General features: G+C 43.9%; 24 protein-coding genes and 1 tRNA gene. 16 read left to right on the plus strand and 9 right to left on the minus strand.

Going from position 1 to position 25,673, the window contains the following annotated elements; all coding sequences use genetic code 11:
• Position 1 precedes the first annotated feature (1 nt).
• The 7 genes from AC59JO_RS03825 (at position 2) to AC59JO_RS03855 (ending at position 9,092) form a co-directional block, all read left to right on the plus strand.
• Positions 2-1,195, plus strand: a complete 1,194-nt coding sequence (locus AC59JO_RS03825) for a hypothetical protein (protein WP_497303524.1) — start codon at positions 2-4, stop codon at positions 1,193-1,195.
• A 59-nt stretch (positions 1,196-1,254) separates the two neighbouring features.
• Positions 1,255-1,416 carry a FeoB-associated Cys-rich membrane protein gene (locus AC59JO_RS03830; RefSeq protein WP_091218164.1) on the plus strand — a complete coding sequence of 54 codons (162 nt, stop codon included), beginning with the start codon at positions 1,255-1,257 and terminating at the stop codon, positions 1,414-1,416.
• Between the two features lie 66 nt (positions 1,417-1,482).
• Complete coding sequence (locus AC59JO_RS03835; protein ID WP_497303526.1) at positions 1,483-4,938, plus strand: trifunctional glycoside hydrolase family 18/polysaccharide deacetylase/glycosyltransferase family 2 protein; 3,456 nt, start codon at positions 1,483-1,485, stop codon at positions 4,936-4,938.
• A 227-nt stretch (positions 4,939-5,165) separates the two neighbouring features.
• Positions 5,166-5,516, plus strand: coding sequence for a glyoxalase superfamily protein (locus AC59JO_RS03840; RefSeq protein WP_497303528.1), 351 nt, complete (start codon positions 5,166-5,168; stop codon positions 5,514-5,516).
• Positions 5,517-5,707: 191 nt separating this feature from the next.
• Positions 5,708-6,280, plus strand: a complete 573-nt coding sequence (locus tag AC59JO_RS03845; protein WP_413669277.1) for a thermonuclease family protein — start codon at positions 5,708-5,710, stop codon at positions 6,278-6,280.
• Between the two features lie 30 nt (positions 6,281-6,310).
• Entirely contained in the window at positions 6,311-8,746 is a 2,436-nt protein-coding gene (locus AC59JO_RS03850; protein WP_497303530.1) for a penicillin acylase family protein, read from the plus strand.
• 7 nt (positions 8,747-8,753) lie between these two features.
• Positions 8,754-9,092 carry a hypothetical protein gene (locus AC59JO_RS03855; protein WP_497303532.1) on the plus strand — a complete coding sequence of 113 codons (339 nt, stop codon included), beginning with the start codon at positions 8,754-8,756 and terminating at the stop codon, positions 9,090-9,092.
• 56 nt (positions 9,093-9,148) lie between these two features.
• Here the strand turns inward: AC59JO_RS03855 and AC59JO_RS03860 are convergent, their stop codons facing one another.
• The gene (locus AC59JO_RS03860) at positions 9,149-9,829 is read right to left on the minus strand and encodes a lipid-binding SYLF domain-containing protein (RefSeq protein WP_413669280.1); all 681 of its coding nucleotides are present in this window, start codon (positions 9,827-9,829) and stop codon (positions 9,149-9,151) included.
• A gap of 97 nt (positions 9,830-9,926) precedes the next feature.
• Positions 9,927-10,406, minus strand: coding sequence for a DUF1203 domain-containing protein (locus AC59JO_RS03865; protein ID WP_413669281.1), 480 nt, complete (start codon positions 10,404-10,406; stop codon positions 9,927-9,929).
• Positions 10,407-10,639: 233 nt separating this feature from the next.
• Between AC59JO_RS03865 and AC59JO_RS03870 the strand changes: the two genes are divergently transcribed.
• The 9 genes from AC59JO_RS03870 to AC59JO_RS03910 all read left to right on the plus strand — a co-directional run bounded on the left by AC59JO_RS03870 (position 10,640) and on the right by AC59JO_RS03910 (position 16,946).
• Complete coding sequence (locus AC59JO_RS03870) at positions 10,640-11,626, plus strand: LuxE/PaaK family acyltransferase (RefSeq protein ID WP_413669282.1); 987 nt, start codon at positions 10,640-10,642, stop codon at positions 11,624-11,626.
• Between the two features lie 141 nt (positions 11,627-11,767).
• Positions 11,768-12,484 (plus strand): PH domain-containing protein, encoded by a 717-nt coding sequence (locus tag AC59JO_RS03875; protein WP_413669283.1) that lies wholly within the window; start codon positions 11,768-11,770, stop codon positions 12,482-12,484.
• Between the two features lie 188 nt (positions 12,485-12,672).
• Positions 12,673-13,002 (plus strand): ArsR/SmtB family transcription factor, encoded by a 330-nt coding sequence (locus AC59JO_RS03880; RefSeq protein WP_413669284.1) that lies wholly within the window; start codon positions 12,673-12,675, stop codon positions 13,000-13,002.
• Positions 13,003-13,060: 58 nt separating this feature from the next.
• Positions 13,061-13,624, plus strand: coding sequence for a DUF6428 family protein (locus AC59JO_RS03885; RefSeq protein ID WP_413669285.1), 564 nt, complete (start codon positions 13,061-13,063; stop codon positions 13,622-13,624).
• Positions 13,625-13,664: 40 nt separating this feature from the next.
• The gene (locus AC59JO_RS03890; protein WP_413669286.1) at positions 13,665-14,159 is read left to right on the plus strand and encodes a GNAT family N-acetyltransferase; all 495 of its coding nucleotides are present in this window, start codon (positions 13,665-13,667) and stop codon (positions 14,157-14,159) included.
• Positions 14,160-14,169: 10 nt separating this feature from the next.
• Complete coding sequence (locus AC59JO_RS03895; RefSeq protein ID WP_497303536.1) at positions 14,170-14,586, plus strand: arsenate reductase ArsC; 417 nt, start codon at positions 14,170-14,172, stop codon at positions 14,584-14,586.
• 70 nt (positions 14,587-14,656) lie between these two features.
• The gene (locus AC59JO_RS03900) at positions 14,657-14,986 is read left to right on the plus strand and encodes an ArsR/SmtB family transcription factor (protein WP_413669288.1); all 330 of its coding nucleotides are present in this window, start codon (positions 14,657-14,659) and stop codon (positions 14,984-14,986) included.
• Positions 14,987-15,090: 104 nt separating this feature from the next.
• Positions 15,091-16,176: an ACR3 family arsenite efflux transporter gene (gene arsB, locus AC59JO_RS03905; protein WP_497303538.1), complete on the plus strand. Its 1,086-nt coding sequence runs from the start codon at positions 15,091-15,093 to the stop codon at positions 16,174-16,176.
• Positions 16,176-16,946: a metallophosphoesterase family protein gene (locus AC59JO_RS03910; protein WP_497303540.1), complete on the plus strand. Its 771-nt coding sequence runs from the start codon at positions 16,176-16,178 to the stop codon at positions 16,944-16,946. The genes arsB and AC59JO_RS03910 overlap by 1 nt, the downstream gene beginning before the upstream one ends.
• A gap of 304 nt (positions 16,947-17,250) precedes the next feature.
• On the opposite strand, the gene AC59JO_RS03915 is transcribed toward AC59JO_RS03910, so the two are convergent.
• From AC59JO_RS03915 to AC59JO_RS03945, 7 genes are all read right to left on the minus strand, one after another.
• Positions 17,251-17,379, minus strand: coding sequence for a hypothetical protein (locus tag AC59JO_RS03915; protein ID WP_413669291.1), 129 nt, complete (start codon positions 17,377-17,379; stop codon positions 17,251-17,253).
• Positions 17,369-18,553, minus strand: a complete 1,185-nt coding sequence (locus AC59JO_RS03920) for an efflux RND transporter periplasmic adaptor subunit (protein WP_497303542.1) — start codon at positions 18,551-18,553, stop codon at positions 17,369-17,371. Before AC59JO_RS03920 ends, AC59JO_RS03915 begins: the two co-directional genes overlap by 11 nt.
• Before the next feature lie 2 nt (positions 18,554-18,555).
• Positions 18,556-22,923: a CusA/CzcA family heavy metal efflux RND transporter gene (locus AC59JO_RS03925; protein WP_497303544.1), complete on the minus strand. Its 4,368-nt coding sequence runs from the start codon at positions 22,921-22,923 to the stop codon at positions 18,556-18,558.
• 77 nt (positions 22,924-23,000) lie between these two features.
• Entirely contained in the window at positions 23,001-23,318 is a 318-nt protein-coding gene (locus AC59JO_RS03930) for a DUF6660 family protein (protein WP_413669294.1), read from the minus strand.
• Between the two features lie 141 nt (positions 23,319-23,459).
• Positions 23,460-23,533: transfer RNA gene (locus AC59JO_RS03935), tRNA-Arg, on the minus strand.
• A gap of 141 nt (positions 23,534-23,674) precedes the next feature.
• Positions 23,675-24,481, minus strand: a complete 807-nt coding sequence (locus AC59JO_RS03940) for a polysaccharide deacetylase family protein (RefSeq protein WP_413669295.1) — start codon at positions 24,479-24,481, stop codon at positions 23,675-23,677.
• Positions 24,462-25,430 carry a glycosyltransferase family 2 protein gene (locus AC59JO_RS03945; protein ID WP_413669296.1) on the minus strand — a complete coding sequence of 323 codons (969 nt, stop codon included), beginning with the start codon at positions 25,428-25,430 and terminating at the stop codon, positions 24,462-24,464. Before AC59JO_RS03945 ends, AC59JO_RS03940 begins: the two co-directional genes overlap by 20 nt.
• Between the last annotated feature and the right edge of the window lie 243 nt (positions 25,431-25,673).

The following is a 25,673-nucleotide window of genomic DNA, read 5'->3' on the forward strand; positions in this document are numbered from 1 at the left end:
CATGAATCCATCAGTCCGAAAAACTTTTAACGAAACATTCAGTGAAGAGAAATACACACAATTCCTGGATAAACTCAATAACGGCTTAAAGGAACCTGTCCCCTTCCGCGTTGCGGAAACGCCCGTTTTTTTGACTGCTGATTTCCGTGATAAGCTCATTGCTGCCGGTAATGACATCGTGGATACCATCCTGAGGCCCGATTTCAAAGAAATTACCGAACGTGCCATTCCCGATTTTTGGCGGGTGGCCAACGAAAATGATCACCCTCATTTTATCGCTTTGGATTTTGGTATCTGTAAAGATGAGCAGGGTAATATCGTACCCAAACTAATAGAATTGCAGGGTTTCCCTTCCCTTTACAGTTTCCAGGTACATTTAGGAGATACTTACCGTGAGGTTTATGATATCGCTGCTGATGAAACCATCTTTTTTAGTGGATTGAATAAAGAAAGTTATCTCGATCTGCTTAAAAAAACAATTCTCGGCCCTTACCAACCCGATGAAGTGGTACTGATGGATGTGAGTGCCCCGGAGCAAAAAACGGCGGTCGATTTCTATCTTACTCAAAAATATATTGGTACACCGGTGGTATCTTTAAGCGATCTGATCCAGGATGGCAAAAAGCTATATTATATAGCAGGCGATGAAAAGAAACAAATTAAACGGATTTATAATCGTTTAATATTTGATGAGATAGCCGGCGATCCGGAGATCTTCACCAAGGTAGCCGATATCAGGCAGCCCCTTGAGGTTGAATGGATCACTCACCCCAACTGGTTTTACCGGATCAGTAAATTTACCATGCCCTTTTTAACGGGTGATTACATCCCCCCAACACAGTTTTTGCACCAATTAAAGCAAATCCCTGCCGATTTGGAAAACTATGTACTTAAACCATTGTTCTCTTTTGCAGGTCAGGGGGTAATTATTGATATTAGTAAGGAAGACATTACGGCCATTACCGATCCTGACAACTGGATCTTACAGCAAAAGGTAAATTATGAGCCTGTTGTACAATCGCCTGAGGGTGGTGTAAAAGCTGAGATCAGGTTACTTTACCTTTGGCCCGAGGGGGATGAAAAGCCTACGCTTGCCATTAATCTTGCGCGCTTAAGCCGCGGAAAAATGATAGGCGTACGTTATAACAAGGATTACGATTGGGTTGGCGGCACAATTGCATTTATGCCCCGTTAAACTTTGTACTAATTACCCTGTCTGTACGTATATATTAAATAATGTTTAATTTTGTCTTTATGAATATGCAAATCATCATTATCGCGATACTTTTTGCAGGCGCTGTTTTTTACATCGGCCGTATGATGTACCGGGCACTCACTACTAAAAAAAGCTGTGGCGGCAATTGCAAATGCGGTGTCGATTTTTCGGGTATCGAACCTGGAAAAACTGCCAAATAATGCTATATTCCCATTTCATACAATCTTCATAAGTAACCTATACTTTTAATAAAGTAATTTTTCTTAATGTCATCAAGCAAGCAAGTTTTTCAGGCTGATAATCCCGGTAGGTGGAACCGTTTTAAATGGCTAAGCCGCGTACTACTGGCTGCATTGGTTATTGGTATTATAGCTGTAATTGTAACTATCCGCTCAACCTACTACCCCGAACTCCCCAATCTTAATCCTGCTCCCAAAAAGATGACCAAAGAGGAGCTTGAACAATTAAAAAAATCAACTAAATTTAAATCATTCAGAATACAAAAATCTGAAATTGAAGCACTTGAACGGGCAAAAAGATTACACCAGCTTAAGCAACCCAATAATAAAGACCGCATCAACGCCGCTTTTTACCGCGCGTGGGAACCGCAGGCCTATAATTCGCTGGTAGTGAACATTGCCCACCTGGATATGGTAGTGAGCGAAGGCTTTTTTATAGCGCCAAAAACAGATACGGTGATCACCAAGCTCGATACCGGGCTCATGAACCTCAATAAAAAGTACAACAAGCCTATTGTTGTATCGCTTTCAAACTATGTAAACTATGACAACGCCCACGGCGGATACGATACTAAAGATGTTGATCGGATTGTTAACAGTAAAACCCTTCGCGGTAATTTCATCAATAGCATAGTTAACGCGCTTACCAAAAATAAATTAAAAGGCATTAATGTTGATTTTGATGAACTGCGCGATCGCAACAGTAAAAATTACATTGCTTTTCAAAACGAGCTTTATAATACCCTTCATACTAAAGGCTTCCTGGTTACGCAAAACGTAGTGCCCGAAGATGAAGCTTTTGACATTAAAAGACTTCAGCATGTAAATGATTTCCTGTTCATCATGGCTATTGATGAGCATTACGAAGCTACAAATGCCGGCGATCTTTCAAATCAGCGCTGGGTTGAACAAATTTTGGATGATGTTTGTTCAAAAGTACCGTCAGAGAAAATAATCTTAACTTTTGCAGGCGGCGCCTATGACTGGCCGGAGGGTAGTGTAGGTAAAACCATTGGCTATCAGCAGGCGATAAGTACCGCTGAGGAACAAAAAAGCAAGATAACTTTTGACCCTAATTCGGCCAATTTACACTTCACTTATATGGACAAGGACAGCCTTGACCATACCATTTACTTTACCGATGCGGCAACAAACTTTAACGTGATCCGCATGGCCGATGACTGGGCTACCGGAGGTGTGGCTTTATGGCGTTTAGGTGCCGAAGATCCGCGCTTGTGGACATTTTTCCAGAAAAACCTGTCGATAGATTCTTTGAGAAAAACAGGTATCGACATGCGCAAACTTACATCTGTGGGTTTGAACAACCGGGTAAATGTTGATTACGACGGCGATGGCGAGGTACTTGACCTCATCACAACACCTACCACCGGCGAGATCAATGTAAAAATGGATACCTCCACATTTACAATTCTCGATCAGCACTATATAAAATTACCAACTAAATATGTAATCCGCAGGTATGGTTATGCCCCTAAAAAAGTAGTTTTGACTTTTGACGACGGACCCGATCCTGATTTTACCCCGCGCATTTTAGATATCCTTAAAGCCGAAAAAGTACCCGCCGCATTCTTTGTAGTTGGCTCTATGGCCGAAAAGAATATGCAGCTGCTGCGCCGTGAATATGAGGAAGGCTACGAAATCGGTAACCACACCTTCTTCCACCCCGATATTTCGACCATTAGCTTAAAAAGGGTGATATTGGAGCTTAACTCTACCCGTAAGCTTATTGAATCGGTAACCGGTAGAAGCACGATTTTGTTCCGCCCGCCGTTTAATGCCGATGCCGAACCGCAAACCCTTGCAGAAGTTATCCCGGTTGCTGAAAGCCGCCGTCAAAGCTATATCACCATCGGCGAATCTATCGACCCATGGGACTGGCAGCCCGGCGTAACTGCCGATAGTATTATTGCCCGCACCATCAGGCAAAAAGATAACGGATCGATGATATTGCTGCACGATGCCGGCGGTGATACCCGCGAAGAAACTGTTAAGGCCCTGCCAGAGATCATCCATTACTTTAAATCGCACGGTTACCAGTTCACCACCATTGCCGATGTGCTTGGTAAAACCAAAGATGACCTGATGCCGCCAATCAAACCAGATCCAAGCACCGGTATTTTCGGTCCGGCTTATGATGTCTTTATCCACGGTTATTACTACATTAACTGGGCTTTGATCTATGTATTCCTTTCGGCTATCTTCCTGGCTATTGGCCGTATTGTGCTTATAGGTATTTTAGCTGTAAGGCAGCGAAGCGTAGATCAAAAATCTAAAAAGCTCAATCGTGATACTGACGTAATGCCACCGGTGAGTATCATCGTTCCAGCTTATAACGAGGAGGTGAATGCAGTGGCAACAATACAAAGCCTGCTTAAAACAGATTATCCTTCGTTCGAGATTATTTTTGTTGATGACGGATCAAAAGATAAAACCTTTGAGGTAGTAGAAGCTGCCTATAAAGGTAACCCGCTTATCAAGATCCTGACCAAACCAAACGGCGGCAAAGCATCTGCATTAAACTTTGGTATCACCCATGCACAAAATGATTTTGTGGTTTGTATTGACGCCGATACCCAGCTCAAAACTGATGCTGTTTATCAACTGATGACCTACTTTACCGATGAGGAAATAGGTGCAGTAGCCGGAACAGTTAAAGTTGGTAACGAAACCAATATCATTACCCGCTGGCAGTCGATAGAGTATATCACCGCGCAAAACATGGACCGCCGTGCATTTGACCTTATCAACAGCATTACGGTTGTACCAGGAGCTATCGGGGCATTCCGTAAATCGGCCATTTTCCGTGCGGGCGGTTTTACCTATGACACCCTTGCTGAGGATTGCGATTTGACTATGCGTATTCTGAAACAAGGCTACGTGGTACGTAACTGTGCCGAAGCCGTTGCTTATACCGAAGCGCCTGAAACAATAAACATGTTGCTTAAACAGCGTTTCCGCTGGAGCTTTGGCGTAATGCAGAGCTTCTGGAAAAACCGCGACGCACTGTTTAACAAAAAGTACAAGTTTTTTGGAATGGTGGGGATGCCTAACATCCTGATTTTCCAGATCATATTACCGCTATTCTCTCCCCTGGCAGATTTGATGATGCTATTTGCCCTATTTGGCGAAAAACCGGAGAAGATGCTGCTTTATTATGTAGCCTTTGTGGTGGTTGATTTCATTGTAGGTATCATTGCTTTCCGCATGGAAAAAGAGGACTACAAAAAGCTCGTCTACATTATTCCGCAGCGTTTTATGTGGAGGCAGCTGATGTACTACGTACTGTTTAAATCACTGAGAAAAGCATTAAAAGGCGAGTTAAGCGGTTGGGGGGTGCTCAAGCGTACCGGTAACGTTAAAGTTGACGGTTCGGGCACCAAAAAATCGCAGCCTGTTTATATCGTTATCGGCGTTGCAATAATTGCCGCAATTGTGTACCTGCTTTATAAACACTATAGTTAAATACCATAAAACTATCCATAGCTTTTTGCCGCTGTTTAAAAACAGCGGCATTTTTTTTACCCCTTTGATAAAACCGGCTAATTATACTTTAAAGCTCAGGTTCAATTTCCAAAAAATGGGACGGTATCGATATAAAAAATATTTCTTATTACTGTGATATTTCAAAGATAAGTTCGACATTCAACGCAGGTTAAACCTAACCGATATAAACCATCAACGCTTAGCAAATGAAAGCTATCGAAATTATTTCCATTCCTGTAACCGATCAGCAGGCAGCCAAATCCTTTTACCTGAAATTAGGTTTCGAGATTATGGTTGAAGCCAATTTTGAAAATCAAACCTGGATCCAGATGTCATTCCCCGGCTCGCCGGTTTCCATCACACTGGTAAACTGGTTCCCGGAAATGTCCGCAGGCAGTGTACGCGGTTTTGTAATTAAAACCGACGATCTGGACAAAGAAATAGAAGAGCTAAGAGCAAAAGGCCTTGAAGTGGCCGATGCTGAAAAAACACCATGGGGCAGGTTTGCAACAGTTAAAGATCCGGACGGCAATTCGCTGAGTTTGCATGGAAAGTAATTAACTTCAGATGGCAGATTCCAGATGTGCAAATTACAAATGTGCAGATGTAGGAAAATTCAAATTATAGATTTACTAATCATTTATGTCTGAAATCCGCACTTCAATAAATTCATCTGCACATTTGCACATCTGAAATTTGCACATCAATCTGCATATTTGCACATCTGGAATCTGCACATTAAAATCGCATGCTAAAAAAGTACTCCGCCCTTCTGTTTGTTCTTTTGATTTTATGGGGCTGTAATCCCAACAACACCAAACAACCCGATGCTGATATTTATAAAGTTGTTAAAGTGAAAGACGGCGATACGTTAGGTTTACTTACCAGCGACAATCAGCAGCTTACCGTCAGGCTTGCCGAGATTGATTGCCCCGAAAAATCACAGGCCTTTGGACAGGCAGCTAAAAAATTCACTTCCGACCTGTGCTTTGGCAAAGAAGTGAAATTAGTCGGCAATGAGCGTGACCGCTATGGCCGTACCGTGGCACAGGTTGTGCTTACCGACGGCACCAACGTAAATTATGCATTGGTAAAAAACGGTTATGCCTGGCAATACAAAGCCTACTCCAAAAACTCCGAACTGTCCACCCTGGAGCAACAGGCCCGTACAAATAAACTTGGCTTATGGCAGGATGCGAACCCTACCCCTCCCTGGGATTTCCGCAGGGAAAAGAAACAACCCAAAACAGATTCACTTCAAACACAGAAACCTAAAAAACATTACCATAAGCGTAAGCCAAAGCTTGAATATGCAGCCTAAATGGTTAACTTTAGGGGCATATCACCAACAATGAAGTTTACAAAGGCATTCATATCCATATTTTTAACATTACTGCTCATATGGGCACTGCAAACCAAATTAGGCGTTGTGCCGCCATTGGGGAAATTTTTGAGTCCGGCCGATGGTTTTTGGCAAAACGCAGAAAGTAAAAACATTTTGCTAACCCGTGATCTGAAACTTAAAGGCCTGCAAGGTAAGGTTACCATTAAGTTTGATGAGAACCACATCCCGCACATTTTTGCTGAGAATAAGCACGACCTGTATTTTGCCCAGGGCTACATGACCGCTACCGATCGTTTATGGCAGATGGATATCCAAACCCGCCAGGCTGCAGGCAGGCTGGCCGAAGTTATTGGCCCCAAAGTACTGGATATTGACCGCTATCACCGCCGAATGGGCATGGTTTACGGTGCTGAAAAAACAATAAAAGCAATGATGGCCGACCCAGTAATCAGGGAGATGATACTGGCTTATACCGATGGTATTAACAGTTACATTCACCAGCTAAGCCCAAGAGATTACCCTATAGAGTTTAAGCTGCTTAACTATGCTCCTGAAGACTGGAAGCCTGTCAACTGCGCATTTTTACTCAAGCTGATGTCTGAAACATTGGCCGGTGGTTCAAATGAATTTGCCATGACCAACATTCTACGGAAATTTGGCCCGGCTACTACCAATGATCTCTTCCCGGATTATCCTATGCACGAGGATCCAATTATCCCGGTAGGAACAAAATGGGATTATTTTAAACCCCTGCCTATCCCCCAACCGTCCGCACATTTTTTGGCCAGTATGACCGACAGTGCCAATACCAGGCCCCGTGTTGAAGGTATAGGTAGCAATAACTGGGCAGTAGCCGGCAGTAAAACAGCAAGTGGCTATCCTATTTTGGCTAATGATCCGCACCTTAACCTTACTTTGCCTTCTATCTGGTACCAAATACAGCTTTCTGCTCCGGGCATAAATGTTTATGGTGTATCGTTACCGGGGGCTCCCTGCGTTATTTTAGGGTTTAACAATAATATCAGTTGGGGCATTACCAATGTTGATGCTGATGTATTGGACTGGTACCAGGAAAAATTCAGAGACGCAAAAATGGACGAATACTGGTATAACAACCAATGGAATAAAACCACACGCCGCATAGAAAAAATTGATGTGCTTGGCCAAAAGCCAGTTTATGATACGGTTGTTTATACCCATCACGGTCCGGTTGTTTATCAAAATGATGTCCAAAAATCCGACGGGGCAGATTTTGTTCCTGTAGGGCATTCGCTGCGATGGATAGCGCATGAGCCATCAAACGAACTCATGGCTATGTACCTGCTCAACACAGGCAAAAATTATGACGACTACCGCAAAGCACTTACCTTTTTCAGCGCCCCGGCATCAAATTTTGTTTTTGCCAGCAAAGATGATATTGCCATTACTCCCAACGGTAAGTATCCGCTTAAATACAAAGATCAGGGTAAATTTATTTTAGACGGCACTGATCCTGCCGATGACTGGCATGGTTGGATACCATTTGAACATGACCCCACAGTTAAAAATCCGCCGCGCGGTTTTGTAAGTTCGGCTAATCAATCATCAACAGATCCTACTTATCCATATTATATCGATTGGTCTTTTGCATCGTACGAACGCGGCAAACGTATTAACGATAGGCTGTCGGTTATGACCAAAGCTACTGTAGACAGTATGCGCATCCTGCAAACCGATGTGTACAGTATTAGGTCGCAGGACATTTTGCCAACTATGCTCAAATATATCGATACAGCAAAACTTGATGCCACAGAGCTTTTTGCCTATCATAAGGTTATCAAGTGGGATAAAAACGTTTCGGCCAATTCAATAGGCGCTACTGTATTTGGCGATTGGTGGTCGCAGCTGTATAATGCTATATGGGCCGATGATTTTGCAGATAAGAACCTGCAAAACAACTTCCCATCAATGGACCGTACCGAACGATTGCTATTAAAGGAACCCGGTTCCAAATGGTTTGATGACATCCGCACACCGGCAAAGGAAACAGCGTCAGATATAGTTAATAGAGCTTTTGCAGCTGCAGTAAAAGAAATTACCAGCCGATGCGGAAAACCAGGGGCAAACTGGCGATGGGGAAAATATAAAAAAATGGACATTGCCAGCCTATCGCGCCAGCCGGCTTTTAGCTCAGGAAATTTTGAGTCGGACGGCACAGGCTCAACCGTTAACGCTTTAAATGATAACCATGGCCCATCGTGGCGTATGGTAGTACAAATGGGGCCAAAGGTAAAAGGCTACGGTATTTTCCCCGGTGGTGAATCAGGTAACCCCGGCAGTTTCTTTTACAACGATATGTTCAAAACCTGGAATGAAGGTAAATTGAAAGAACTGCTTTTTATGCAATCGGCCAGTGAGCAATCGCCCCGCATTAAATCAACTTATACATTAACCGGTAAATAATAGCAATATGTTATTCCTCATCATACTTATCCTTTCATTTGCCAGCGGATATTTTTTGCCCTGGTGGATAGTTGCCGTCATCTCTTTTTTAACGGCGCTTTTTATCGGCACTACAGCAAAAAGCTCCTTTTGGCAGGCGTTTGTGGCAGTTTTAATTGTTTGGATGGTATTAGCACTTTTTAAAAGCGTTCCTAATGATCATATCATGGCCACCAGGATAGCCCATTTATTTCACTTACCCGGCTGGGCTTATATACTGGTAGTAACAGGTGTTTTAGGTGGCCTCGTTGGCGGGATGTCGGCGCTTTCGGGCTTATTGCTCAAGCGGGCATTTCAAAAGCATTAAAACAAAAAATGCCCGGCTAAAAAGCACGGGCATTTTTGTTACGGATACGTTTTTAATTAAAACGAAGCCAATGTTTCTTTTAATGTTTTAACTGCTTCGGTAGGGCTGGTTGCCTGGGCAAAAATATCCTGCGAGGTTGCTTTTGCACCGTAATAAGCAGCGTTCGAATCCTTATCAATACCAAGGTTTGAACCGTTAATGCTTATACCCGCAAATAAGCCTTTACTGCGCGAATAAGAATAAACCTCGGCCTGCAGTTTATAGTCGGTACTTGCTGTTGAACTGCGGCCAACCGGGCCCGCAGCTGCCGAAATATCGCCGCCAATGGTAAAATCGCCGTTTTTAACTTTGGTTAGCACGCCTTTGTTACGGAACACCAATACCAGATCCACCGATTGCACGCCAATCTGTAAACCAAAGCTACCGCCTGTTAAGGTAACAAATACAGGGTCGCTCCATTTGCCGTTACCTAATTTTACCATAGCTACGCCTTTCCCGCGTTTACCGCCAATACCAAAACCGGCGTTGATCATTTTAGGAATGATCACAATACCTTCGTATTCTTCTAATAACTGATGAGGGATACTTTCCTTCATCTTGGCAAACTCTTTCAGCACATTTGACGCGTTATGGATGCGCTCCGTTTGCTTGCTGTCGTCATCGGCAGGTTTTGCCGATATCATTACAAAAAAGAGACCTAACAAAACCGGGAGTCTCAAAAATTTTAATGTTTTCATGGGGATGGATGGTTAATATGATTAATTGTTATCTGCTTCTATACTAAAATAACCCCCAAAACACGTACTTGTTTTTTAATTTTATGTAATCTCAAAGTCAAACACGCTCAATTTTGCATATAAAACAGCATGCCTGTGCATTTCTGGCATGCAAATATTCAACATGAGCATTTTCGGCAAATATTTCAGATATCAGTTCATCCACATCGGCATCACCAACAAGCCGGGTTAAAACCATTTGTTGTGCCTTGCTGTAACCAATCAGCGACAGCGGAAAACTTTTTTTGTTAGCCTTAATTTCGGGCGGGAAGCGATAGATATCGCTATATTCTTCAACATCCGCAGCATTGATAAAAACCGGCCCCGGTTGGTTATAGGCATTTTCAATTTCAAAAGGTGAATGTTTCAATAAAAGGCGCTTATCAACATTACGTTCAAACGGCTTAAGCGAAACCCGGCAGGGCCCAAGCCCGGTGGCTAACTGTTCAACCACTTCGCCTCCAAAGTCGTCAGTCATGGTAGTCCTTATTTTTTGCGCAAATGATTTGGGAAGGGGTACAATTTTAAATGTGTTCATGATTATGGTGTTTTTATAGATCAAAGGTCGGGTTAGCCATAAAGCACTTCAACCCGAAACTTGCGGTGTTTATCTGAACCGGGATTTTTAGGATTAAAGGATTCACCGGGTGCGTGGTAATAACAAGCAGACAAAATCCATTAATCTGAAAAATCAGTTTAATCCAGGTTCAGATAATCTGCACATCTGAAATCCGCACATCTGCATATTCTAAATTCTTATCTTTGCCCCCAATGAACAAACCCGGTAAACAGCAGGTATTTTCTATCAGTACCGAAGAGCAATTTAACGCAACCGCCTTGCAGGTTTTCAATTACCAGGCAAAGCATAACCCGGTTTACAGGCAGTTTACTGAGGGATTAAAAATTGATCCGGCATCAGTTATATCTTACCAACAGATCCCATTTCTACCTATTGAGTTTTTTAAATCGCATACTGTATTAAGTACAGATGAACCGGTTGAGGTTACGTTCACCAGTTCGGGCACTACCGGCATGATCACCAGCAGCCATAGGGTAACAGACCCATCCTGGTACGAGGATAGTTTTCGTAATGCATTCGAGCTCTTTTATGGCGATATCAGGGATTATACCGTTTTAGCCCTGCTCCCCTCCTACCTGGAACGCGAAGGCTCATCGCTCATTTATATGGTTGATGACCTTATAAAGCAATCAAATAATCCTGATAGTGGCTTCTTTTTGTATAATCACGACGAGCTGTTTCATCAGCTTAAAAAGCAACAGGCGGTCGGGAAGCCTACGCTTTTAATAGGCGTAACTTTCGGTTTGCTCGATTTTATTGAAAACTACCAGGTTAACTTTCCTGAGCTTGTTGTAATGGAAACCGGCGGTATGAAAGGCCGCAGAAAAGAGATGATCCGCGAGGAATTGCATGATATTTTAGGTAAAGGCTTTGGTGTAAAACACATCCATTCTGAATATGGAATGACCGAACTGCTGTCACAAGCCTACTCCAAAGGTGATGGTATTTTTAATTGCCCCCCTTGGATGAAGATCATTATCCGCGATACTAACGATCCGCTGAGCACGTTACAAACTAATAAGACAGGCGGTATCAGCGTTATTGACCTGGCAAATATAAACTCCTGTGCCTTTATTGCCACACAGGATTTGGGCCGGATTTACGCTGATGGCTCCTTTGAGGTATTGGGCCGCTTTGACCAGTCGGACATTCGCGGCTGTAATTTGCTGATAGCCTAATATTTGTTGAGAACCAGGAAGTCAAGAATTAAGAGCCAGGAAAATTGTTGAATAAGATTTTTTCTTGAGGCTTAACGCCTGATTCTTGAATCTTTAACAGGTATAATTGTTATTTTTGCGCGCATCATAAATGCTAAAAACATGATTGAGAAATTTTTAACAGAGGAACAGGATCCCAAAGCAGTTGAAAAGGTTTATTCGCGTCTTGTTGACCTGCTGTCAACCGGTGAGGAGATTATTTACATAGCCGTTCAGAAAAAACCGCTGGTTAACCTTTTTCCCGACTGTATAGCTATAACCAACAAACGTGTATTGTTTTTTACCCCGGCCAATCTGGGTTTATCCATTAAGTTTGTTGATTTTGTTTGGAAAGATATTGTTGACGTACATACCAAAGAAGAGATCATTGGTGCCGTATTCAGCGTAAGGACTACAGGCGGAGCCGAAATGGCCGTTGATTACCTCCCTAAAGTTCAGGGCCGTAAACTGTACCAGTACGCCCAGGAACGCAAGGAAGTGGAACGTGAAGCCCGCCGCCAGCGTGAACTTGAACAAAAACGTGCCGAATCGGGCGCTATCCAATTAGAGAACTCGCCCGCACGCGCTTTTGTACCGCCTGCGTCTCCGCAACCGTTTTCTCAACAAAATGGCTACACTGCGCCTGCTGCACCGGTAACACCACCTGCACCTGTTGCTACACCAGCGCCGGTAGTACAGGAAGCACCTGCACCAGCCCCGGCTGCTAAACCGGATGAGCTTACCGAAAAATTAAAAAAGCTAAAAACCTTGTTTGATAACGGCCTTATCTCGCAGGAAGAATATAACGCCAAGAAACTGGATCTGCTGAGCGACCTGTAGAGGTCATTAAATCATTAAAAAGGGGCGACAGATTTACATCCATCGCCCCTTTTGTTATTAATTCGCTGTTTATTTATAGCAGCGCATTTAAATTTCGAAAGTGCTGTTTATATTCAATTTTTTTATTTGAATTCATATAGCTATTGCAATTTTCAATAATCAATCGTAATATTGCGATATATATATTCATGGGACTTACAAAAACAGAAATATTCACCGATGAGCAAAACGCGCTGGCTACCATGCTGAAAGCATTGGCGCACCCCGCCCGTATTGCCATCCTGCAATATCTGATCAAAACCAATGCGTGTATTTGCGGCGATCTTGTTGATGAACTGGGTTTGGCACAGCCGACAATATCACAGCATTTAAAAGAACTGAAAAACGCCGGGCTGATACAAGGCACCATTGAGGGTGTAAGCGTATGTTACTGTATCGAACCGAAAGCCTGGGAAAAACTGGAAAATCAGTTAGGCCAGTTTATGCAGTCATACAGTAAAGCCAAATCCTGCTGCTAAAAAAATTTGAACAAATCAATCGCAATATTACAATAAAACAAGTAAGGGAGAACTAAGCATGAACAAAACAGATAGCCTGAACTGGAGCCAGTTCAAAGAAGAACTGGTAAAGAACCCCGATCTGAATTTGCAGTTCCAGTATGCAGAAAACAAATGGGTTGATGCCTCTTACCACATTACCGAGATCAAACAGGCCCCGATTGTTTCTGTTGATTGCGGCGGCGTGATGAATAGCTGGACAGAGATCATCGTACAACTTTGGGAACCTGAAAACGAGCAGCAGGAAAGATCAATGAAAGTAAGCAAGGCGCTATCTATTGTGGCTATTGTTGAAAAATCACTACCGCTTAATCCGCATGGAACGGTTAAAATCGAGTTTGGAAACTCTGAATTTGATATCCGCCAAATGTTCCCCGGCGGGTTTATCATTGATGGCAATAATCTGATTGTTGACCTGCGCCCGGATGCCGTTCAATGCAAAGCCATCACAAGAGGCGGAAGCTGCGGCACAAATGATAAAGGCGAAGAATGCTGCACGCCTGCACCTGCAAAACAAAAAGTTGAACTGAAAAACCTTGCTGTTGCAGCGGGAAGCTGCGCACCTGGCTCGGGCTGCTGCTAATAACCAACCGATTTCTGTCACTTATCACTTTAAAACCACAATGATGCAAATACGACCGATGACCGCAAGAGACTGGGAAAGCGTTCTTCGTATCTACCAGGAAGGGATTGCAACCGGGAATGCTACATTTGAAACGAGCGCCCCTAATGGCCCTGCATGGAATAAAGCGCACATGGAAAAGCACCGTTTCGTTGCCGAGATTGATGGCAAGATAGCCGGATGGGTTGCTTTAACACCGGTTTCAAGCCGCTGCGTTTACGCCGGTGTCGCCGAAGTGAGTGTTTATGTAGGGTCAAACTATCAGGGGAAAAAAGTCGGGTCGGCTTTACTCGAAAAACTGATCGGCGATACCGAAGCGCAAAACATCTGGACGCTACAAGCCGGGATATTTCCTGAAAACGCCGCAAGCATTGCTTTACATGAAAAGCACGGGTTTCGGCAAATCGGTTACCGGGAAAAGGTCGGCAAGATGAACGGTATATGGCGCAACGTATTGCTACTGGAAAGAAGAAGTAAAGTTACAGGGATCAACTAAAGGAGAGAACATGAAGAACATTTTAGTACTATGCACGGGTAATAGCTGCCGTAGCCAGTTGGCTGAAGGTTATTTAAGGTTTTATGCCGGGGATAAGGCAAATATCTATAGTGCCGGAATCGAAACACATGGCGTTAATCCCAAAGCCATACAGGTGATGGCCGAAGATCACATTGATATCACCAAACACACTTCAAACCATGTGGACGAATACGCAGCCATTCCGTTTGATATGGTGATTACCGTATGTGATAACGCCAATGAGGCCTGCCCGTTTTTCCCTGGCGATGTGCAGCGTTTCCATCAAAATTTTCCCGATCCTGCAAAAGCGACAGGCACACCGGAAGAAATCATGGATAAGTTCCGCGACGTAAGGGATACGATTAAAATCTTTTCAGCAGACTTTGTAAAAGAGCATGTGGCATGAGAACGGAACGGTTGAAAAAATGAATCGGCAAACGCTTTTTTATTTCATCAATTAATCGCAATATTGCAATATGGGAGTAACTAAAACAGCAAATTTTACAGACGCACAAAATGAACTGGCGGTAATGTTAAAAGCATTGGCGCACCCTGCCCGTATTGCAATTATTGAACACCTGATCAAAGCCAATGAATGTATAGGAAGCGATCTGGTCGATCTGCTTGGCCTTGCACAACCGACAATTTCCCAACATTTGAGAGAACTTAAAGACGTCGGGATCATCAAAGGAAAAATTGAAGGCACCAGCATGTGTTACTGTATCAACGATCAAACCTGGTCAAAATACAGAACGCTGCTTGCAAGCTTTTTTGTCGAGGTAAATTGTGATGACAGTTGTTGTTAAGCTTTTTTTTGCCAACATTAATCGCAATATTGCTTTAATGCAATAAGTAATTTAATAAATTATGATCGGAACAAATTTAAAACATTAACCACCCGGTAAATCACATGTTAGCAAACAACTGCGCCCCCGTGGCCGAACGTAAAAAATTAGGTTTCCTTGATCGTTACCTAACCCTCTGGATTTTCCTTGCCATGGCAATTGGCGTAGGGATTGGCTATTGCTTTCCCTCGTCATCCGGATTTATCAATTCCTTTTCAAGCGGGACGACCAATATCCCATTAGCGATTGGCCTGATCCTGATGATGTACCCGCCGCTTGCCAAAGTGAAATACGAGAACATGGGGCAGGTTTTCAAGGACACTAAAGTATTAAGCGCCTCACTGGTGCTTAATTGGATCGTTGGCCCGGTACTGATGTTTGTATTGGCAATCACCTTACTGCGGGATCATCCGGCTTATATGGTCGGGTTGATCCTGATTGGCCTTGCCCGCTGTATTGCGATGGTGGTGGTATGGAATGAACTGGCCGAGGGCAACCGTGAATACGCCGCAGGATTAATCGCTTTAAATAGCATCTTCCAGGTATTGCTATACAGCGTTTATGCTTACCTGTTCATTACGGTATTACCGCCATTGTTCGGATTGCAAGGATTGGCGGTGAACATCACCATTGGCGAGATTGCCAAAAGTGTGGGTATTTATTTAGGGATACCGTTTGCAGCAGGCGTTATCAGCCGTTACACGTTAATCAAAATCAAAGGTGAAGAATGGTTTCAAACCAAATACGTACCGTTCATTTCGCCGATAACCCTGATCGCCTTGCTCTTTACCATTGTAGTAATGTTCAGCCTTAAGGGTAACCTGATCGTGCAAATACCGATGGATGTTGTGAGGATCGCTATCCCGCTGGTGATTTACTTTGCCATCATGTTCGTGATCGCGTTTTTCCTGGGCAAATCGTTCGGTGCCGATTATTCACGTAGCACTTCAATTGCCTTTACTGCTACCGGCAATAACTTCGAGCTGGCGATTGCTGTAGCCATTGGCGTATTCGGCATTAACTCCGGTGAAGCATTTGCCGGGGTGATCGGGCCACTGGTAGAAGTGCCCGCCCTGATCGCATTGGTAAACCTTGCCTTTTACTTCCGTAAAAAATATTACACGTCTAAAAATTTAACTGCCGTAGAATAATGAAAATTGCACTTTTCTCCGATATCCATGCCAATCTTCCGGCCTTAGAAGCCTTTTTTGCCGATGTGGCAACCCGTAATACCGATGCCATTTATTGCCTGGGCGACTTGGTAGGCTACAATATCTGGCCTAACGAAGTGATCGACGAAATCCGTAAACGCAATATCCCGACTATTACGGGCAACTATGATTTTGGGATTGGCCGTCACAGCGATGATTGCGGTTGCGCCTATAAAACCGAAGAAGAAAAAGCTTTGGGTAATGTATCTATTGCTTATACCAACGAGGTTGTAAAAGACGAGCAGCGGGCTTATTTGCGTACCTTGCCCGCGCATATCCGTTTGGAGTTTCAGTTAAATCATGACAAGCTCAATGTGCTGCTGGTTCACGGCAGCCCGCGCAAGGTGAATGAATACCTGTTTGAAGACCGCGACGAAAAAAGCCTGATCCGGATTATGGAGCAAGCCGATGCGGATATCATGTGTTTTGGGCATACCCATCAGCCATATCACAGGATATTGCCTTCGGTGATCGCAGAAGATAGGCATTACCGTCATGCCATTAACATCGGCTCGGTCGGCAAACCGAAAGATAAAGACCCTCGGGGCGGTTATGTGCTGCTGCATATCAATGAAAACAGCTCGATCAAAGATAAAGACAGTGTACAGGTTGAATTTATCCGATTTGATTACGATATCGAAAAAGCGGCCAAAGCGGTTGAAGATAGCCCATTGCCGAATGAATATGCAGAAATGTTACGAAACGGCTAATCAGAACAGCCTTTATGCTGATATTCGCATCATCGACACCACAAGGTAAGAACAGGACGAAGATATAGCGCTAAAATGTTGACGGGCTGAGCGCACAGACAGTGTCCTTACCTAAGTCACCGGATATTTTTCGGTGGAAATGAACGCCTTCACCAGTAATGAAAGTATAAAACCAAGCACCAAGCTCCAGTATATATTCCAGGTCATATAGAAAAGCACGGTCGCTATTTTGATGATTTATTGCATGTTATTCCAATTATCACGACAAAATAGCGACCGCACTGTTTGCAGATTTACAGAAAAATCAGTTTGATATAAACGGATTTTGCCTGATCACCCGACATGCACTGCGAATAACAGCGATGGGAAAATGGCTGCTTTCGGCCACCAGCGCAACATAGGCTGTTACATGGTCGTCTGTTTTAATCTTCATCGTCACTGCCCGACTGCCTGGATTCCAGATAGAAAGCCCCTTTGGTAACCGCTTTCACATTGGCTGGCAGGTCGGTCATCGGGATGACTGCGATATAGCCTAACTCGCTGGTACCCGTCGCCACTTCCACTTTTTTGAAAGCGTAGCGATTGGCATTTTGCCCGGTCATTACGAAGATGTATTGCTTTCCGGCAGTACGCACTACTGCTTCAGCAGGCAATGCCGGTGTCATTTTGCTGCCGGTACTGATCAGCGCGGTCACGTACATGCCGGGAATGAGGTTCTGATGCTCCCGGTTATCAATCTCCGCATGAACGATCACCCCCTTGCTTTCATTTTCAAAGGATTTATTAATGCCGTTGATGCGACCGGTAATCACCATGTTTTGCTGATTCGTTAACTGAAAATCCACTTTCTGGCCCATTTTTACAGCCATCAGGTCTTTTTCAAATACGATCAGGTCGCAATGTATCTTGGAATTATCCACCACCTCCATGATAGAAGTGCCGGGTTGCACGTAGGTGCCCGTGTTCGCCGTGATCTTTCCAACCGTGCCGCTAATCGGCGAAATCACCGGAAAACTGGAAACTATGCTGCCGCTGCTGATCTTTTCGGGTGAGATACTCAATTGCTTCAATTGACTTTCGTAAGCCTTTAATCGTGCCCGTTCGGCCTTATAAGTCGCCATAGCGGATTGATAGGATTTGCCCGTACCTGCGCCGGCTGTTTGTAACTGGTTCTGGCGATCATACTCGGCAGCCACATAAGTAAAGTTATTTTTTGCTGCCAGGTAGTCTTGTTCGATCTTGATGAGTTCCTGGTTATTCACAGCGGCCAACACCTGGCCTTTATGAACCTGCTGGCCTTCCAATACGCTGATGTGGCTGATCAAGCCGCCCGATAGCAAACTCACGTCGGCTTTGTTCTGCGGCGGTACCGCCAATTGTCCGCTCGCCTTGATCACTGCATCGAGGTTCTTTTGCGGGATAGGCCCAATCTCAATACCCACATTTTTCATTTGCTGCGCAGTGAGTTCTAATCCATTCGGTTTTGATGGCTTCGCCTCTTTCGATACGGCTTTTCCATTGTCTTTTTCTTTTTCGCCGGATGAGCCTGAACAGCTTGCCAGCAGCATTGCGGTGATAATTACCGCTGTATATATTTTGATGTTCATGATTATTGTCCCTGATAAAATTGTAATTGAATAGCCGACTGGTCCAGCCTGCCTAAAGTTTCGAGATAGCCCAAGCGGGTTTGTATAGCCGCTGATATGTTTTGGATATATTCTATATAGCCAATCTCGCCTAATTTAAACGATACCTGTGCAATGCGTAATTGCTCGTCAGCCTGTTTCAGGCCCGTGGCGGTATAATAAACTGCTGCCTGCTGATATTTTCGGTATTGTTGTAGCTCCTGCTGGTATTGTATGCTTAATTCTAATCGTTTCTGCTGTAAGTTTGCTTCAGCGATCTGCGCACCGATCTTTTCCGACTTGATACGTGAATGGTAAGAACCACTGAACACCGGCAAAGCCAAACCTATCTGAAAACCGCCAATGCGCGTACCAGGTGAATAATTGCGATTAATATTAGCGGGATTGAAAGCGCCGACTAATAACTGCCGGGTATATCCCAATGTGATATCAGGCATCAATTTGGAGCGTTCTACAGCCGCCTTAGCTTTTGCAACCTCTATGTGCTGTAAACCTAATATCGTTTGCGGGTTAGCTGCGGTATTCACCGTATCCGATAAACCGGGCAAGGCTAAAGCTATATCGCTTTCAGCAACAACCAATGGTTCAACCGTGTTCAACAAGCGTTTTAAAGCCAGTTCATTAGTACTCAGGTCAGCTTGTGCGCTGATTTTCGATACCTGCACATCCTGATACCTGTTTTTGGCCGAGATCAATTCGAGGTTGGAAGCCTCACCGGCTTTAACACGAACTGTCGCCCGCTGTACAAAGCCATTATAAATGCTATCCTGGAAGTTAAGTACACGCAGGGTTTCGCGGCTGAGCAGGTAAGCATACCATGCGTTTCGCACTTGCCGGGTTATTTCGGCTTGGGTTACCCGTCCTGAATGTTCGGCCAATTTAATCTGCTGATACGCAAGTTTACGTTGATTGGAATATAATCCCGGCCAGGCAATGTTTTGGCTTATACTTAATCCATTATCGATATTACCGCCGCTGGTCGGGTCTTGTGTAAGTATCAGTTCGGTCTTTGGCAAATCGAATGCCGCGCCTTTCAGCGATTTAGATTGCTCTATTGATAAATTCGCCGAACGTACCTCCAGGTTATTTTGTAAAGCCCGGCTGATGGCGCTATCCAGCGTTAAAGCAGGCTTGGTTTGTGCCTTTGTGCTACCGGCAAACAAACAAAAACCAATAACCAGCACACCTAATACCTTGCCCGTTTTACTCGCAGCTATTGTGTTGCGGTTGAACAACAGATAAAGGCAAGGTAACACGAATAACGTTAGGAAGGTGGCTGTCATCAAGCCGCCAATCACCACAGTCGCCAGTGGTTTTTGCACTTCGGCGCCCGCACTGGATGATAAAGCCATCGGCAGGAAACCTAACGAGGCTACCGCCGCAGTCATCAATACCGGGCGCAATCTTGTTTTGGTACCTTCCAATACGCGCTGATAAATATCATCCATACCTTCGTCTTTGAGCTGATTGAAATAACCGATGAGTACAATACCATTTAGTACTGCAACTCCAAACAAGGCAATAAAGCCCACGCCGGCGGAGATACTGAAAGGCATATTGCGAATGAGTAGCGCCGCGATACCGCCGATAGAAGCCAGAGGCACAGCGGTAAAAATGAGCAGGCTTTCTTTGACCGAGCGGAAAGTTACATACAGCAATACCAGTATAAATAACAGTGCTACCGGTACGGCAATGGATAGCCTTGCCCTTGCCGCCTGTAAGTTTTGGAACTGCCCGCCATACGACAAATAATAACCTGATGGCAGTTTTAAACTCTTATCAAGTTTTTGCTGTATCTCTGTCACCGTGGATTGTACATCCCGGCCCGTCACATTGAAACCTACGTAGATGCGGCGCTTGCCATCTTCGCGGGAGATCTGCGAGGGAGCTTCCTGAAAGTCAATATCGGCAACCTGGTTAAGTGGTACTTTATTACCCGATGCAAGCGGGATGAGGAGGTTCTGCACGCTGCTGATATTTTCACGCAGGCCACGGTTCAGACGCACCACCATATTAAATCGCTTTTCGCCCTCGAAGACAACACCGGCAATGCTGCCCGCAAAGGCGGTTTTCAGGATCATATTTACATCGCTGATGTTCAGTCCATATTGCGCCATTTTATCCCGGTTATAGTTGACTTGTATCTGTGGCAGGCCGCTCACTTTTTCTACAAAAATGTCTGATACACCTTTGACGGGCTTGATATCCGCTGCAATCTTATTCGCCTGTGACGCCAGTTCGTCCAGGTCATCGCCGTATATCTTAATAGCCACATCCTGACGGATACCGGTCATCAGTTCATTAAAGCGCATCTGCATGGGTTGTGATATGGAAGCATGAATACCCGGTAACCCGGCCAGCGTTTCTTCCATTTTAGCCATCATCTGTTCGCGGGTTTTGGCGGTTTTCCATTCCGCTTTGGGCTTCATGGCCAGCATCATATCGCCGCGTTCCATCGGCATTGGGTCGGTTGGTATTTCCGAGCTCCCAATGCGCGTAACGGCTTGCCTGATCTCCGGGAAACGGTCTTTCAACAATTTTTCCGCCTTGCTAAAAGATTTAACTACTTCGGTTAACGAAGTGCCCTGCATCATGGAAATCTCAACAGTGAGATCGCCTTCTTCCAGCGTTGGGATAAACTCGCCGCCCATCCGGCTGAATGCCCAGATGGCAATACCGAAAATAGCGAACACAATGGCTATAGTTAAAACTTTAAAACGGAGCATACCTATCAGGGCCTTTTGATAAACGTGCTGACAAAAGCCGATGATCCGGTCGGAGATATTTGGTTTATGTTCGGTTTTACGGCTCAGGAACAAAGCGCTGGCCATCGGTACATAAGTGAGGGAAAGGATAAAGGCACCTAAAATGGCAAAAGCCACGGTTTCTGCCATCGGCCGGAACATCTTGCCCTCGATTCCGACAAGGGATAACAAAGGCAGATAAACGATCAGGATAATGATCTGACCGAAGGCCGCCGACTGCATCAGCTTGCCTGCACTGCCGTGTACTTCCCCGTTCATCTGATCACGCGAAAGTTCCTTGATATTTTCCCTGGTATAGTTCCCGGCAGTGATATGATGTACTACGCTTTCCACAATGATTACTGCGCCATCTACGATCAAACCAAAGTCTATCGCGCCCAGGCTCATTAAGTTGCCCGATACACCGAATAACCTCATCAACAAAAAGGCAAACAGCATCGCCAATGGAATCACCGAAGCAACCACTAAACCAGCACGAAGGTTACCTAATAAGAGCACCAATACAAAGATCACAATCAGCGCACCCTCTAATAAATTGCGCTTAACGGTATCAATAGCACGGCCTACGAGTTCGGTACGATCAATAAACGGCTCGATGACAACGCCTTCGGGAAGGGACTTTTGTATCTGAACCATGCGTTCTTTCACATTTTTGATCACCTGACTGAAGTTCTCGCCTTTGAGCATCAGCGTTACGCCGGCAACAACTTCGCCTTCACCGTTGCGTGTCACTGCACCATAACGTGTAGCTGTGCCCATTTGTATGGCGGCTACATCCCTTACGAGTATAGGCGTACCACCACTGTTTTTAATGACGACCTTGCCGATATCATCGAGCGTTTTAACCTGGCCTAAACCGCGGATGAAATAAGCATTGCTTTGCTGTTCGATATAGGAACCGCCGGTGTTTTCATTATTTTTTTGTAAAGCGTTATAAACTTCCGGAATAGTCACGCCGAAAGAATTAAGCTTGTCATTATCAAGAGCTACCTCGTATTCCTTCACATAACCGCCCCAGCCGCTAACCTCCGCTACACCAACAGTACCAGCCAATTGTGTCCGCACCAGCCAATCCTGGATGGTACGCAGGTCAGTAGCGGTATATTTATTTTCGTATCCTTTTTGAGTGTGGATGCTATATTGGTAAATCTCACCGAGACCGGTAGTGATGGGGGCCAATGATGGTTCACCTGCTCCCCGCGGGATATTGTCTTCGGCTTCTTTTAATTGAGCGCCAACCTGTTCCCGCGCCCAATAAATATCCACATTATCTTTAAATACTAATGTAATTACGGAGATACCCGAACGAGAGATCGACCGTTTTTCTATGATACCGGCAATGTTAGCCATCGCGAGTTCTACAGGAGCGGTAATATATTGCTCCACTTCCTGTGCGCCTAATGTCGGCGCCTGTGTAATGATCTGTACCTGGTTATTGGTAATGTCGGGCTGCGCATCTACCGGCAGGTTGATTGCAGACCAGATGCCTGCGATCGCCAGTACAAGTGTCAGTATACCAACCGTCACCTTATTCCGTACAGAGAACGAAATAATTCTGTTAAACATGAATTTGCAATAAAATAATACGACAATACAGGCCATAGCGAAGCCAGCCTGTTTAATTCAAAAAAAAGAAGAGCGTATTAACTTAATTGGGGCGGTTGCCAGATGGGAAGGGCCTGATCACGCAAAGGTTCTACGCGCAGTTCGGAATAGTTTTGAGAAATGGGCTGCTCATAAACGTTAAGTACTGTATAAGTGCGCGCCAGGTTACGTGAAGTAGAACAGCAGTTACAATTGCAAAAAGGTGGGCAGGTTTCCTGGCAAGAACCAGGATCATTTTTGTGAGTGGTGCTAACTGCTGTACGATTAACAACGGTCGAAAAATCATCTTTGTCCTTGCAGGGTAACATTGCAAGAATGGTCATATACAAGCTTAAGATGATCGCAAACCATTTCATTAACACAAAAGTAGCAATATAATTATATCAAAAATGAGCAAATTAGACTTTTCAGATTTCATTGGATGCCAAAGTGCTTAACATACTGATTGACAATTGTGCGAAAATAAAAAAGGGGAAAATTTTGATTTTCCCCTTTTGTGATCCCATTTGGATTCGAACCAAAGACCTACAGATTAGAAATCTGTTGCTCTATCCAGCTGAGCTATAGGACCATCGCATTTTGATTACAAATATACATATGGTTTCGAACCCATAATATACTATATAATTTTTTGCGGTGCAAATATGCAAATTTATGCTGAAAATAACAATCAATTAGTAAATTGATTTGCTATAAGCTGCTCAACAGCTTGTTAATGTAATGCGGGCTCTCGTTTATTCTTGTTTTTGATGCTTTCACAAAAGCCGTCTGTGCGTCCGAAGGTGTAACCACTGTCTGTTGCCCAATCAATAAAATCACCTATCCTGCGGACAAAAGCCTCCCCCGAGTTTTTTGAAACATAGCCCGGAAAACCGAACTTTTCTTTATCGTGCAGATCGGTAAACTCCCAGGGGTGGAAATACAGGTTCAGATAACCATCTTTTTTATAGGTTGCCGAAGCCATACGTTTCAATAAAGACAACGGCAAATTATGAAAGCTTAACCAAAAAAGTGGAAAGCGTATCAGTGGCGAAACCGAAGCCGGGATCTGCAGCACATCATGATCATAAAACCAGGTGCGTGGTTTATCAAAATTATTATACCGCCCCGGAAGCCAGGTTGGATTTATAGATGAGTTATATTCATAACCGGCTTTTGCAATTTTCTCCTCGTCAACAGGCATCATCCGGGCCATACGGAAACCTGTTACTTCAGTTCCGGAAATATCCTCCAAAGCCAGTTTTGACTGCCTTAAATGCTCTATTTTAAAATCTGAATGATAATACCCGTGCGATGCTATCTCATGCCCGTCGGCAACCATTTGCTTGATGATACCGGGTCTGTTAATGGCATAATTAGCTGTACAAAAAAAGGTAACTTTTATGTTTTTCTGCCTCAATAAACCGAGTATTTTGTTGGTACCCTTTGTTGAAATATCAAGCTGCTCATCAAAAGTTATTGATTTACCGTACTCAAACGGCATATCAAACTCCTCAACATCAAATCCTAATAAAATCATTATCTACAATAACAACATTTGATGACCGGATAATATAATGCGGTCGATGTTTTGACTGCATAAAAATTTTGCCCACGTATACCCCTATAACGCTCATTACAAGCAATTGAAGACCGCCAAAAAAGGCTATCGTAGCAATAATTGATGCCCAGCCCGAAACTGCGTACCCCAAAAAGTAGCTTACCAGCACATATGGTATATACAAAATAGCCAGTGATGAAACCGTTAAGCCAATTAATGATACGATGTAAAGCGGCCTTGCACTAAAAGCAACAATACTACCTACAGCAAGTTTAACCAATTTTGAAAATGAGTAGCTTGCTTCGCCCGTATGGCGTTTTGATGGCACATAAGGAATCCCTACCTGCTTGTATCCAGCCCATTTGATTATGCCGCGGAAAAAGATCTCGTATTCATCAATGAGCTTAAGCTGTTTTACAACTTTTTCGTCAATCAGCCTGAAATCGGCAGTGCCGTTTTCCATTTTGATATCCGAAAGCATGTTGAGGCCTTTGTAAAACAATTTTGAAGTAACTTTCTGATACCCTTTGCCGTGCGGGTTTTCGCCTTCGCGATAGGTGTAAACGATATCGTAGCCATTTTCCCAAAGTTTCAACATCTTCAGAATCAGTTGCGGCGGATGCTGCAAATCTGCATCCATGGTTATAACCGCATTACCATTGGCCATTGCAATGCCGGCTTTAAGAGCATAATCTTTACCAAAATTGCGCGAAAGCTCAACGTAAAAAACATTGGGATGCAACTCGGCATTGATCTTTAATTCATTCAGGGTGTTATCCCGGCTACCGTCGTCAACAAATATCAGCTCATAAGCATATCCCGTAGGCGAAAGGGTTTCGCGGAGTTGCTCAATTAAATAACTAATATTCTTTTCTTCGTTGTGAGAAGGTATAACAATAGAGATTTTTTTATCAGCAGGGTATATCATAGTTATACTATGGAATTTTAATTGTAACAGGCGGTATTAAAATTATATTTGATTGCAATTTCACGCACGCTAAAATTACTTTACGCTAAATCATTACAAAATGTAACTATCATGAGTAATTTTAACAGAAAAGTGCAAAACCCATCAAACGTAACTATACTGTTACAAACATAAATAATAATTATTTGTTAACCCGCAAATTCCCAGTTTTTACATTAAAAATACAATCAATTAATCTTTACT

Source organism: Mucilaginibacter sp. A5337, from assembly GCF_059690695.1.

Bases quoted from the DNA above. Each gene is read 5' to 3' on its own strand.
- AC59JO_RS03825 (WP_497303524.1), top strand. From the start codon at position 2: ATGAATCCATCAGTCCGAAAAACTTTTAACGAAACATTCAGTGAAGAG.
- AC59JO_RS03830 (WP_091218164.1), top strand. From the start codon at position 1,255: ATGAATATGCAAATCATCATTATCGCGATACTTTTTGCAGGCGCTGTT.
- AC59JO_RS03835 (WP_497303526.1), top strand. From the start codon at position 1,483: ATGTCATCAAGCAAGCAAGTTTTTCAGGCTGATAATCCCGGTAGGTGG.
- AC59JO_RS03840 (WP_497303528.1), top strand. From the start codon at position 5,166: ATGAAAGCTATCGAAATTATTTCCATTCCTGTAACCGATCAGCAGGCA.
- AC59JO_RS03845 (WP_413669277.1), top strand. From the start codon at position 5,708: ATGCTAAAAAAGTACTCCGCCCTTCTGTTTGTTCTTTTGATTTTATGG.
- AC59JO_RS03850 (WP_497303530.1), top strand. From the start codon at position 6,311: ATGAAGTTTACAAAGGCATTCATATCCATATTTTTAACATTACTGCTC.
- AC59JO_RS03855 (WP_497303532.1), top strand. From the start codon at position 8,754: ATGTTATTCCTCATCATACTTATCCTTTCATTTGCCAGCGGATATTTT.
- AC59JO_RS03860 (WP_413669280.1), bottom strand. From the start codon at position 9,829: ATGAAAACATTAAAATTTTTGAGACTCCCGGTTTTGTTAGGTCTCTTT.
- AC59JO_RS03865 (WP_413669281.1), bottom strand. From the start codon at position 10,406: ATGAACACATTTAAAATTGTACCCCTTCCCAAATCATTTGCGCAAAAA.
- AC59JO_RS03870 (WP_413669282.1), top strand. From the start codon at position 10,640: ATGAACAAACCCGGTAAACAGCAGGTATTTTCTATCAGTACCGAAGAG.
- AC59JO_RS03875 (WP_413669283.1), top strand. From the start codon at position 11,768: ATGATTGAGAAATTTTTAACAGAGGAACAGGATCCCAAAGCAGTTGAA.
- AC59JO_RS03880 (WP_413669284.1), top strand. From the start codon at position 12,673: ATGGGACTTACAAAAACAGAAATATTCACCGATGAGCAAAACGCGCTG.
- AC59JO_RS03885 (WP_413669285.1), top strand. From the start codon at position 13,061: ATGAACAAAACAGATAGCCTGAACTGGAGCCAGTTCAAAGAAGAACTG.
- AC59JO_RS03890 (WP_413669286.1), top strand. From the start codon at position 13,665: ATGATGCAAATACGACCGATGACCGCAAGAGACTGGGAAAGCGTTCTT.
- AC59JO_RS03895 (WP_497303536.1), top strand. From the start codon at position 14,170: ATGAAGAACATTTTAGTACTATGCACGGGTAATAGCTGCCGTAGCCAG.
- AC59JO_RS03900 (WP_413669288.1), top strand. From the start codon at position 14,657: ATGGGAGTAACTAAAACAGCAAATTTTACAGACGCACAAAATGAACTG.
- arsB (WP_497303538.1), top strand. From the start codon at position 15,091: ATGTTAGCAAACAACTGCGCCCCCGTGGCCGAACGTAAAAAATTAGGT.
- AC59JO_RS03910 (WP_497303540.1), top strand. From the start codon at position 16,176: ATGAAAATTGCACTTTTCTCCGATATCCATGCCAATCTTCCGGCCTTA.
- AC59JO_RS03915 (WP_413669291.1), bottom strand. From the start codon at position 17,379: ATGAAGATTAAAACAGACGACCATGTAACAGCCTATGTTGCGCTGGTG.
- AC59JO_RS03920 (WP_497303542.1), bottom strand. From the start codon at position 18,553: ATGAACATCAAAATATATACAGCGGTAATTATCACCGCAATGCTGCTG.
- AC59JO_RS03925 (WP_497303544.1), bottom strand. From the start codon at position 22,923: ATGTTTAACAGAATTATTTCGTTCTCTGTACGGAATAAGGTGACGGTT.
- AC59JO_RS03930 (WP_413669294.1), bottom strand. From the start codon at position 23,318: ATGAAATGGTTTGCGATCATCTTAAGCTTGTATATGACCATTCTTGCA.
- AC59JO_RS03940 (WP_413669295.1), bottom strand. From the start codon at position 24,481: ATGATTTTATTAGGATTTGATGTTGAGGAGTTTGATATGCCGTTTGAG.
- AC59JO_RS03945 (WP_413669296.1), bottom strand. From the start codon at position 25,430: ATGATATACCCTGCTGATAAAAAAATCTCTATTGTTATACCTTCTCAC.